Origin of the sequence: Anaerobiospirillum sp. NML120511, from assembly GCF_023050955.1 — a bacterium.
Classification (GTDB): Bacteria; Pseudomonadota; Gammaproteobacteria; order Enterobacterales; family Succinivibrionaceae; genus Anaerobiospirillum.
On sequence record NZ_JALKIK010000003.1, the window covers coordinates 17,141 to 29,120 of the forward strand.

The following is an 11,980-nucleotide window of genomic DNA, read 5'->3' on the forward strand; positions in this document are numbered from 1 at the left end:
CAAAATGCCTCAGCCCCAGCTTCCGCTGCGACAGCCGCAGCAATACATGCTGCAGGGCGTAAGAACAGCCGGGGCGGCTGCATGAGTGGCAGGTATGGTGACTGCCGGGCTGTGTGCTGCAGGCTCTGCCGGGGGCTTATACAGGCTTAATGTGATAATAAGATGTACTTAACATGCAGCTGCAGATTCATTAACCTGATTTAGGTATGATGTGCTTTTGACCGTTGTGTTCTTACAGGGCTGAAAGAGCGATGGCTGAGACTGGCATGTGTATGCCTGAAAGGTAATACGGCCATTAAGATCAATTTGAGGTTTGATTATGAGCGTAACTGAGACCATTGGCGGAGATGCCGTTGAGCGCGATGACAGCGCACTGATGGCTGAGCTGGCCAGAGCCCGTGATGAGGGTCGTAACTGGACTGTGGAGAGCTGGGAGCAGTATCTTAACGCCATCAATCCCAACCACATGACCCTGGGCCTTGACCGTATCAGGGAAGTAGCCTTCCGTCTGCACATGTTTGAGGATCTGGTAAATAACGGAACCTATATCGTTACCGTTGCCGGAACCAATGGTAAGGGCTCTACCTGTGCTCTGATTGCTCAGGCCATGAGTAATCAGGGAGTAAACGTAGGTCTTTTTACCTCACCGCATCTCATTTCCTTTAATGAGCGCATGCAGATCAATGGTAAAAATATCGACAACAGTCTGTTATCGCTCTGTCTTTCCGAGGTGGTTGCAGCCCAGTATCCTGACTGTGACCTGCAAGGCGTAATTGTTCCTGATCCTGAAAAGTTCAGCACCGAGTTCAACTCTGATGACTTTGAGGAAGACAGCTCAATGAGCGACGATGAGCGTCTCATGGCTATTGCTGAGCTCAATCACGCTACCAGAGCCCAGGAGGACGGTGCGCCAGAGCTGATGGCCAAAAAACGTCCTTTTAAGGATGCTGTGGTACTGCTAAGTTATTTTGAGCTGGTAACTCTGGCTGCAGTACGTGCCTTTATGCGCAGCGGCTGTGAGCTGCTGGTGCTGGAGACTGGTCTGGGCGGGCGCCTTGATGCCGTTAATGTCTTCTACAATGATATTGCCGTGATTACCTCCATAGGCATGGATCATGTGAAGATTCTGGGCAATACCAGCAAGGAAATTGCCTTTGAAAAGGCCGGCATTATCAAGCCTTATGGTGAGGTGGTAATTGGCCGCAATATGGACGAGGCTGCACGTCAGGAAATACTGCGCGTAGCCAAAATCAGAGATGCCCGTAACTGGCCTGAGGACTTTGCTTTCAAGGTGGACCTGGTGCCACGTTCCGAGCCTGACCCTCGTGTTGCTGAGCTTGAAAAGCAGGGACGCAGAGTTCCAGATGAGCTCAAATACGATATCTGTTACCAGGACAGAACTGTAAGCTTTGCGCTGTACTTCCCATATCCTAAGGTCCCACTCAGCTGCGCAGGTCTGGCACTCAATGTCATCTTCAAGCTCAATGACTCCCTGGGCTTCAAGAACGACTACGACAATCTCAGTGCTATAGAGCGTGCCGTGGCTACGGTATCTCTGCCAGGACGTATGCAGAAAGTTGCATCGCAGCCTGCTGTTTATCTGGATGTCGCCCATAACGTTCCAGCTGCCGAGCACCTGTGTCGCAATCTTGATTCCTATGCCGGTACCGGTGGACGTCGTATCGCGGTAGCAGGCATGCTCAAGGACAAGGATGTTGAGGGCGTGCTTAATGTGCTCAAGGACAGCTTTGATGCCTTCTATGTAACCACCCTGCATACCGAGCGCGGTGAGAGCAAGGAGCGCCTTGGTGAATGGCTCAACAGCAACACCGATAAAGAGCGCGTAACTGTACGAACCTTTGATGACACGGCATCAGCTCTTGATGCTGCCCGCAGCGATGCCGGACCTGACGACACCATTGTGGTTCTGGGCTCCTTTGTCACCGTAAGCGAGGCAGCACGTTATCTGAACGTGCTCTAGCCTGCGGCTGCGCCATACGTGCAGGGCATAACAGAGCTGCACCATACGTGCGGACTACACAAGACCAGCACCATACGTGCGGTCTACACCAGGGCCGCGCCATACATGCAGGGCATAACAGAGCTGCACCATACGTGCGGACTACACCAGACCTGCACCATACGTGCGGACTACACCAGACCTGCACCATACGTGCGGTCTACACCAGGGCTGCGCCATACGTGCAGGCCATACCAGGACTACACCAGGAATGGACCATGTGTGCAGGCCATACCATGACTGCAACCATCAGGCGTCGGCCAGCAGTCTGTCCTGGCATCATGTCCAGCCTGGTTGCAGCATAAGTCTGTATCATACGGTTGAATCATCACTGATGTACCTGATTTTCATGCCTCAGCAGCATTGAACATTTCAAACGGCCGGCGAGCTTATGCTTTGCTGGCTTTTTTGTTTCCGGGCACTGGTACAGGCAAGGCAGCAGGCAGTCAACGCCAGTCAGCCGCAGGAGCCAGTAAGCTGACAGTCATCAGGCACCATTCAGCAGTCAGCGGGCGGCTTTCACTGGCAGAAAAGTGCAGTGCTGACAATAGTGGAGCGGTAAATTGATGCTTGCTTACTGGCAGTTCAGCCGTAAACAGTGCATTAGTTCTTTGGTAGCCAATGGCCATGAAAATCAGTGTACAATGGGCTCAGTCCGGCACCTGACTCAAAGGATTACAGCCGGCAGAACACAAGTCACAGGCCTTTAAGTCCATGGGCCAGTGCCAAGAGACGGAGCAGAGTTTTTCATGGCTGTCAGCAATACCTTAAGAAACCGCCTGGTGGGCTTTGGCATAGTAGCCTCTTCCATTTTGATCATACTGCCTTTAATTCTTTCCAAGGATATGATCACCAAGAGAACACCTGATGCCATTGCTGTAAATGGCAATGGAGCAGTAGTTAATGAAAAAGGTGAGCTTGCCTACAAGGACCAGGCCGATCTGAATCTGGCACTTAATGTAAACTCAGATCGCGGTACTCTGCAGCTTGCCGGTGAGCAGAAGAATCCTGCTCCAGACCTCAATGACGGACCGGTTACAGCAGGTCAGGACAATGGCGTTGAAATGCTTGAGTTTTCCCGTCCTGAAACCAGTCCTTCAGGTGAAATTCTTACCAGCAATCGTGCTCCTGCAGCCGCCCCGTCAGGTCAGGCTGTTCAGTCCGGTGGTACTGAAATTCTGACCCCGTCAAAGCCGGCTCAGAACGCTCAGACAGCTCAGAGCCAGCGCCCACAGGGCAACTCTCATGAGGTTCTGGTATCTGACAGAAATCCTCCAAAGAAGGAAGTTAAGCCAGCTCCTGCACCAGCTCCCGCAAAGCCATCCCCTGGTCCTGGCTCCAATGATGAAGAGATTATTGCCGGCAGCCGTCCAGGCGAGCGCTTTGTCATTCAGGTTGGCGTATTCTCCAAGAAAGATAATGCCATGAAGGTGGTCAAAATACTTCAGGGTGACGGCATTCCTGTCTATGCTGTCAGGGTCAATACCAATGGCCGTGAGCTCTTCCGTGTCTTTGGCGGTCGCTCCAACAACAGAAATGACCTGAACACTCTGGTAGAGCGCGTAAACCGCCTGTGCGGCACCAAATCAAAGATTGTTCCTAACTGATGCAGGCGCGCCGGCATCAGTGACTGCACCCATGCCAGCACGCATGGCTGTTACCCTGCCAGCAGGCATGCCTGTAACCATGCCAGCACCATAGCCAGCAGGCATGCCTGCTGCCATGCAATGCACTCAGGCGTAGCCGCATCTGCTATACCGGCCAGTCATGAATGTGCCCGAAGCGGGCTTCATTTAGGCCGTCAGTACAAAATACAAAAGCCTCTGAACCATAATCTGCGTTATGGTCCAGAGGCTTTTTTCATTTATGGCCAATCTTAAGATGATGTATCAGCCGCCTCTGTAGATTGCGCCATAAAACTGGTAATTCCTAGCCTGCGATGACGTCATGGCAATTGAAGAAGAGGCGTCGTCGGCCGTGGCAGGGGAGGAAGATGAGACAGGCCTGTTGATCGATCAGTCGGGCGCAATTTCAGTAAACAAGCGCTGTTTGGCAAAAGCAAGTGTTACTTCCAGCGGTCACTGTATCTGTATCTTTTTCAAAGAGCATTGAAGGAGGCCATAAGTCGTAGTTCTTTAGATCACATTGATGGTTTTTACCATGAAATTACAGGCATAGCTTCAATAGCATTAATAAAAATTTCATGACTTTAGTGTTTAAATAAATTCTTATATAGATAGACTATATAAATGCGTTTTTGGGACATTATTCTGGCCGCTGTTTATAGACTTCGATTCCTGTCGCATAACAAAGTGAATTTGCAGTTAGTAGCTTTACTGTCCATTAAATTAAAAAATAATTTAATATATAGTTGAATTTTCGTAACTTAAATGCTAAATTAGCTTGAAATTACAATGTAATGGCTGTGCTGTAATCATTTTGCCCTTATGTTCGCCTGGCCACATGGCAGTCTGGCCTGCTGGCATGCTGCCCGGACACGTGGCTGCTCATTTTGCAGCAGGCCGCAGTCCGCAGGTCGCAGAGTTCCAGAACATGGCGCCGCTGCCGCTGCCGCTGCCGCTGCAGGCGCTGCTGATTGCGTCTTATGCTGATGACATGGGAAAGGGCGGGACATACTGACAGCTGTGCATCTGCTGCAGGGAGCTTTGACAAAAAGCACTCTGTACTGACAGAGTATTTCAGACCGTATCAGAATTAAGAAATGATGCTGGTCAAGACAAACGACTTTTTCAACCCAACCTGAAAGGAGGACAGCGCTTCCTCGCCTGACTGCAGGCAGTGGAGCTGGGCGCTGAGTTTATATGAGCGACATTCTCAAACCATGTATGGAAGATCTGTATAAGGACGAGCTTGAGGCACTGGCCTTTCATGACAAGGGTGAAAAGCCAGCAGGCTGGAGGCTCTCTCCAAAGTCACTGCGTACCTTTATTCTTGGTCAGAAGAAACCTCTTGAATATGAAGGACGCTCCATAACCATTTCACAAAAGTTCTTTGGTAATGACTCTCTGGTAGAGCGCTGCATTGTGTCTCTGGCCAGCTCCCGTCCTCTGCTGCTTATTGGCGAGCCTGGCACAGCCAAGTCCTTTTTAAGTGAGCTGCTCAGTGCCGGTATTTGCGGAAACAGCCGCAATACCATTCAGGGCAGTATTGGCCTGACTGAGGACATGATTAAGTACTCATGGAACTATGCTCTGCTTATTGCCAAGGGCCCTGTTCCTGAGGCTCTGGTGCCTTCTCCGCTCTACACCGGCATGACTGAGGGTATCATCACCCGTTTTGAAGAAATCACCCGTGCTCCGCTGGAAATTCAGGACTCTCTGATTTCTGTACTGTCAGACAAGATTCTCTCTATTCCTGAGCTTAAGGATCAGCCTTTCATCATGGCTCAGCGTGGTTTTAACATCATCGCTACCGCCAATACCCGCGACAAGGGCGTAAATGAGATGTCCAGCGCTCTCAAGCGCCGCTTCAACTTCGAGACTGTACAGCCTATCAAGACCATTGATATGGAAATGTCAGTTATCCGTTCACAGGCATCCAAACTCTGCGCTGACATGAAGCCTGAGCTTTTTGATGACAGCTTCATCAGCATTCTGGCTTCAACCTTCCGTGATCTGCGTACCGGCACTTCCTCAGGCGGAGGCAAGTTTGACCGTCCTGATGCCGTGCTGTCTACAGCTGAGGCTGTTCAGGTCTATCAGCAGACCGTTGTTGACGCCCATTACTATCATGATGACGAGATCTCCATGAAGACTTTCGTCAACAACATCAAGTCAGCTGTAATCAAGGATAAGGAAGAGGACCTCAAGACTCTGAAGAACTATGTCAAGGTCATAGCCAAGTCAGAGGAGAAGAGCAATGACGAACTTTATCAGGAGTTTGCAAAGCAGGTAGCCAAGTGCTGATTGAGGGGTGAACTGCAATGAGTAAAGCTCACATATCCAGTGACAGCAAGGCTCAAGCCAGCACTGAAGCGGTCACTGCTGATGCCACCGCAGCGACTGCAGTTGACGCAGCCGCAGCCGCTGCCGCTGCAGCTGCGGCAGCTGATGCGGCTGCTGGTGCTGACAAGCCCAGGGCAAAAGCCAAAAGCAGGAGCGGATCAAAGACAGGTTCAAAGACCTCATCTAAAGCAAAGGGCAAAAAAGGCAGCAAAGAGGCTGATGTACTTGACCCTGAGGTTATCAAAGAGCACTGGAAGAAGGCTCTGGATTTTGAGTCCAAGGTGCTGCTCGTTCCAATGCGTCATCACTCCCCGGCCATGGCTCTGCATCTGCCGCGTATTATCGACGCCTACCAGCCAGATCACATTGCTGTGGAAATGCCTTATGCCTATCAGGAAATCTGCCGTGATCTGATAGCCCCGGGCGTGGTGCCTCCTGTTGCCTTTTTCAGCTATGGAACAACAAAGGTTAATAAGCTTGTTCCTGAAAATGAAGATGATCCGGATTCAGAACTTGTTGAGCAAACGGTTGAAGTGCCTTTTAATCACCTCTACCCAATGCTCGAGCAGTCACCTGAATATGTGGCCATAAGAGAGGCGGTAAACCGCAATATCGACTTCAGCTGCATTGATCTGAGCAGCTGCGAGACTGACTATCTTGATGAACTTGAGAAGGCGCAGGCTCAAAATGAGCTGGCTGCTCTTATGGAGCAGCATGCCATGGCTGGAGGCCAGATTCTGCTCAATGCCCTGGGCGCTCAGACCTCAGACAGCAGTGATGATGGCCTGAAGGTCGACAGCGAAGATGGGGCTGACACCGCAGTGGCTGCTGCAGATGAGCAGCGCAAGGCTCTGCAGATGGAGGCGGTAAAGCACCTTAAATCCGATTCCTCATTTGGCGAAATCATCGAGTGCATAACAGAAAACAGTGGTTCTCTGAGCTTTGAAGAGTTCTGGGATCGCTGCTTTGAGATTAATGCCCTTGGTGTTGATACTCTGACCTATCTGCGTGATCTCTATATATACTGTTATGTAACGCGTAAAGGATCTGGAGATCGTGAGGGACTGGCAAATGTGCAGCGTGAGCTCTTCATGCTCAAGCAGATTACTGCTGCCTCCAAAAAGTACAGCCGTGTGCTGGTACTTACCGGCGGTTCCCATTCTGTAGCGCTTTGTGACTACCTCTACTATAAGAAAGCCAAAGACAAGCCGGTCAAATTTGGAAAGATCAAAAACAACAGCTTTATCATTCCATTTTCATGGCGTAGAGCTGATGCCCAGAACTCCTATGGAGCTGGCATGGTCTTCCCGTTTTTCTACTTTGTGCTTTACAGAGCAATTAAAGACTCAATGTCTTTCAACCCGTCGCTGAGCCTTAAGCTGGCTTCGGATCTTGCTGCAGCTGCGCTCAGCGCCGCTGAAGATGCCTCTGTTTCTGTGGCCGGGAAGTCTGCCCATGCTGAATCAGGCAACTCAGAGTCTGCCCATGCTGAATCAGGCAACTCAGAGTCTGCCAATGCTGAGTCAGGTAACTCCGATCCAGCAGATGCTGAGTCAGGTAACTCCGATCCAGCAGATGCTGAGTCAGGTAACTCCGATTCAGCTGATGCTCAGTCAGGTAACTCCGATTCAGCTGATGCTCAGTCAGGTAACTGCGATCCAGCTGATGCTGAGTCAGAGCAGCAGTGGGTTGCTGTAGCCTGTGATCACAGTCAGTTTGGGCACTGGAATGACCCTCTGTCTGCCATCAGAGCCGCCTGCAAGGTCTATAAGATAAAAGACAGTAAGGATGAGGCAGATGATGAGCAGGGCGGACGAAAAAAGAAAAAGGACAGCAGCAGCGACCAGACACCGTCAGGACCTGTTGATAAGGTACTTGATCTCATCAAGTCACTGGGATCAGTAGCTGAGCAGGCCAAAATCAAGGACCCTAAGGAGCTCAACGCCCTGGCCGCCAGAGCTGTGGCTGCAAATGCCATGGAGGGCAAGGGTGATGGAGCTGTATCAGACAGTGCTGACAATCAGGCAGAGACAGCAGATGTTGCTCAGACTGCTGCAGCAGAGACTTCAGTGGAGCTGAGTCCGTCGCAGCGCATTGCACTGTTAAGCTACCGTGCTGATCATGAGCAGCTCATTGCCGCTGCAGAAGCTGCATGCTTCTATTTCAGCCGCCAGCTGCGCGACTATCGTGGCCGCAGACTGGCTACAGCTGTGCAGATTGACTGCAATGTCATGCTCAAAGGCCTTTGTGCTATACGTGACAAGCTCGCTCCATCAGTGTTTGAGCTTATCGATGCCGTCAAGAGCACCTGCATTAAAGAGGAGCTGGGTGAGTCTCATTACATGCTGCTCAACCTGCAGAAAGCTCTGACCTCTCTGCCTTCAGGATCGGTCCCGCTAAATGTCAATGTGCCTCCGCTGTGGCGTGACTTCGTGTTAAAAGCCCGCAAGTTTGGCATGAAGACCGAAATCGACACGGTAAGCAATGCCACCATCGACATCTTCAAGGATGAAAAGAACATCCTTAAAGGCCAGTTCTTTGCTCAGGCAGCATTCATCGATCCTGACAGTTTTACAAAACTGAGCCAGGAAACCACAGGCAATACAGTACGACGTCGAGAGACATACAACTACTGTTTCCGTGACAGTACCATTATGGCCATTATCAGGGCCGCTGAGCATGGCGAGGATATGGGCACTGCCTGTCGCAAGCTGGTACGTATGCGCCTTGAGAGCAGCAGGGACAGTCTTTCAGAGCTGTGTACTCTGTTCAGTCAGTGCGTCGACATGGGCATTGACGAGATCCTTCGTAAACTTGCCGGCCTTATCAGAAATGCCATTTCCAGCGAAAAGGAGCTTGGTGAGGTGGCCGAAGCTCTCAATATCCTCAGCTCCTATTCCTTTATTGCCAAGGTAGAAGAGCACAGTCAGACAACAGTCGATCAGCTCAACAGTCTGGTGCTTGATCAGGCTCTGCGTATTCTGTCTCAGCTCAATGATGTTACAGATGATGAAGTCGATGACTTCGTTGATAACATCCAGTGCATCAACTACTACTTTGGAAAGTATGACAGTCATAAAGAGGCCTACTGTACCCAGCTGCGTGAGCTAATCAAAGATGATGCTGTCGGTTCAACTCTTCAGGGATGCTATCTTTCCCTGCTGTTTAAGAACAAGGAAATCTCCTATGAAGAGTTTGAGCGCCATGTCGATCAGTTCGTTTATGGCTCAATTCTCAGCAACAATGACTGCATAGGCTTTTTCTACGGCATTATCAAGATCTCCCGTGCCGGTATTTTCTACCGCAACGGCATCATGAAGCTGCTCAATGCCTACATTGAGTCTCTTCGTGGTGAGGAGTTCTTGAAGGTCCTGATCATGCTCAAGCGCTGCTTTGCTGATTTCAGCAAGGTTGAAGTCTTCAAGGTGCTCAAACTGCTGCGCAAGATTCATGGCCTGTCTATTGAGCAGGTAGAGTTTGAGGTTTCACCAGAAGACTATGTTGCCAATATGGAAGCTGACAGAATCATGTACCAGCAGATGAGCAGGTGGCTTGATATGCCTGATTGGAGCATGATTGATCAGCATTCCTCCAATACCCTGGCAACTCCAGGACTGGTTGAGGATCTGACCGGACGAAAGCCGGTAAATATCCTGAATCCGGCAGCAGCAGCATCGCAGAGCCATGATGACTCTCAGCGCAGCAGCGCTGATGACGATATCCTGCTTGATGATGAACCACTCTGAGCCGGATAACTCAAATCACGACAATCAGCTCACCGCATCACAAACATGGCAGTAAGCTTTGCTCACTGCCATGGCAGGCCCGGCATGCACCAGGCTGCCTGCTGCATGCCTCCCCGGCCTGCACCAGGCTGCCTGCTTCATGTTGCTCCATCCTGTACCTGGCAGGAGTAACGGAGGCCTGCTGTTACGGCCTGCTGCATTCAGCTGGGCAGCCTGCAGATGCTGCACATGCTCTGTTGTGCAGGTGCGCTTTGTGATGAGCACGACGTGAGCTGGTGATTAAGACTTTTTCGGGGTAAAGGATTTTGGACGTAGAAATCGATATTAAGGATAAGTGGCGCCTGATCCTTGGCAGCAGTGCTGAGGGAGATATGCCTCTGTCATCCGATCAGGAATTTTTTCAGGAGCCTGGCAGTAATCGTCGCTACACTCTTGGAGATCTCGACAAGTGCCTTGAGTATGTTTACGAAAACGAGCTTGATGAGCAAAGCGGTGAAAAAAGTCAGGGCGGAAATGAGGATGTTTCACTGACCGCCACCAACTGGCTTAACACCTCCAAAAAGCTCTTTCCTTCGGGCATTTATGAGATTGTGCAGAAGGATGCCATGGCTCATGGCCGCATCGCTGCTTTGCTTCAGGATGATGATTTTGTGGCTCAGCTTGAGCCCAATATGGATCTGCTCTCTTCCATTCTCTCACTGAAGAACTCTCTCAATGGCAAGGCTCTGGCTAATGCAGAGGCCATGGTAGAGCGCATAGTAAAGGAGCTGCGTAAGCATTTTAAACTCGAGGCTCAGCGTGCCTTTTACGGTCATCGTGACCTGAGTTCCACACCGGTTCGCACTTTCAGAAATCTTGATATCAGGCGCATTATAAAAGCTAATATGAAGTATTACCTGCCTGAGTATCAGTGCATAGTGCCACGTCAGCTGTACTTCACACCACGCAGTATCAAAAACGTGGTTCACGACCTTTTTGTTGTAGTTGACCAGAGCGGATCCATGATGGATTCATATGCCTACAGTGCCATTGTAGCCTCGGTATTTGCTCAGCTGGGCTGTCTGAATACCTCTATGGTGATCTATTCAAGTGATGTGGTGGACTACAGCGAGTATCTGGACAATGTGGTAGAGCTGCTGTTCAAGTCACAGCTTTCAGGTGGTACTGAGACCTGCAAGGCACTTTCCTATATTGAGCCGAAGTTTGCTCAGCCAGAACGTACCATTGTGGTATTGATTTCAGATCTCTATGATTTTGAGCCTGCACGCATGATCAAGATGATCAAGGACCATATTGAAAGTGGTGTACGTTATCTGATTCTGCCTGCTCTGGGAGACAGTGCTCCTTCGTATGACAAAGAAACGGCCGCCAGGCTCTCTTCAGTTGGTGCCAACGTGGCTGTGCTCAGTCCGGATCGCCTTGTCGAGTACGTATCGACCATGGTGCGCGGCTGACCGCCCTGACTGCTGAGCTGCACCGCAGGCAGACTGCCGCACCACAGCTGTAGGACTGCACAGCATGCGCTGCAAAGACTATGAGCACAGCAGGCCTCTGCACTATGCAGGCCGTGCGCAGCAGGCCTCTGCACTATGCAGGCCGGTGCACAGCCAGGCCTCTGCATTATGCGCAGGCCTTAGCTGCTGCAGCCGGGGCATGCCGGGACTGCATTGTATGCTGACGCCATTTTTTAACCTGACATGAAAGGAGGACAGCGCCTGCCTGTACTAAGGAACAGGTTCTGCGTTGAATTTCGATGAGTAATGTTAATGCTCTTTTTCTGGCACGAGTTAACGAAACCGTTCAGGAGTATCTGATGCTGGGCTACAGCATCATTGAAGATACCACTCTGGTTGAGCTCGACAGCCTCAGGGAGACAGCCGAGAAGATTGGTTTCAAGTCTATTGGAATGCTCCTGGGCAGGCTTTATACGGCCTGCAGTGACTATTTGCGTACTGTTAATCCCCAGACAGCTCTGGCTGTAACCATAGCCATATCTCATATTCAGTTTGCTCTGTCATCGCTTGACGTGCCGTTGCAGGAAGCACCGGGCAACAATGATCAGATGAGAAGCATGCTAGAGCAGCTATAAGACTTTGTGAGCATGTCCTGCAGCAGCACATGTCTGCAGACGGCTGCTGCATATGAAGTGGCTGGGGAGTGCTCCAGTGGATAAAGCAGTGAATTAAATGCTCAGGTGCATGCATTTAAGCATGACTGTATTCATACAGCCATGCCAGGAGCACAGCTGC

The 11,980-nt window shown here is 50.6% G+C and carries 8 protein-coding genes; all 8 read left to right on the top strand.

Annotation, left to right across the window (positions count from 1 at the left end; all coding sequences use genetic code 11):
- Positions 1-319: 319 nt before the first annotated feature.
- Complete coding sequence (locus tag MXE39_RS01360; protein WP_246976368.1) at positions 320-1,981, top strand: cyanophycin synthetase; 1,662 nt, start codon at positions 320-322, stop codon at positions 1,979-1,981.
- A 788-nt stretch (positions 1,982-2,769) separates the two neighbouring features.
- Positions 2,770-3,627, top strand: a complete 858-nt coding sequence (locus MXE39_RS01365; protein ID WP_246976371.1) for an SPOR domain-containing protein — start codon at positions 2,770-2,772, stop codon at positions 3,625-3,627.
- A gap of 340 nt (positions 3,628-3,967) precedes the next feature.
- Positions 3,968-4,132: a hypothetical protein gene (locus MXE39_RS01370; protein ID WP_246976374.1), complete on the top strand. Its 165-nt coding sequence runs from the start codon at positions 3,968-3,970 to the stop codon at positions 4,130-4,132.
- Positions 4,133-4,519: 387 nt separating this feature from the next.
- Complete coding sequence (locus MXE39_RS01375) at positions 4,520-4,660, top strand: hypothetical protein (RefSeq protein WP_247073719.1); 141 nt, start codon at positions 4,520-4,522, stop codon at positions 4,658-4,660.
- Positions 4,661-4,866: 206 nt separating this feature from the next.
- Complete coding sequence (locus MXE39_RS01380; RefSeq protein ID WP_247073721.1) at positions 4,867-5,946, top strand: AAA family ATPase; 1,080 nt, start codon at positions 4,867-4,869, stop codon at positions 5,944-5,946.
- 17 nt (positions 5,947-5,963) lie between these two features.
- Positions 5,964-9,731: a DUF5682 family protein gene (locus MXE39_RS01385; protein ID WP_246976380.1), complete on the top strand. Its 3,768-nt coding sequence runs from the start codon at positions 5,964-5,966 to the stop codon at positions 9,729-9,731.
- Positions 9,732-10,036: 305 nt separating this feature from the next.
- Positions 10,037-11,185: a VWA domain-containing protein gene (locus MXE39_RS01390; RefSeq protein ID WP_246976384.1), complete on the top strand. Its 1,149-nt coding sequence runs from the start codon at positions 10,037-10,039 to the stop codon at positions 11,183-11,185.
- Between the two features lie 299 nt (positions 11,186-11,484).
- Positions 11,485-11,820 carry a hypothetical protein gene (locus tag MXE39_RS01395; RefSeq protein ID WP_246976387.1) on the top strand — a complete coding sequence of 112 codons (336 nt, stop codon included), beginning with the start codon at positions 11,485-11,487 and terminating at the stop codon, positions 11,818-11,820.
- Positions 11,821-11,980 lie beyond the last annotated feature (160 nt).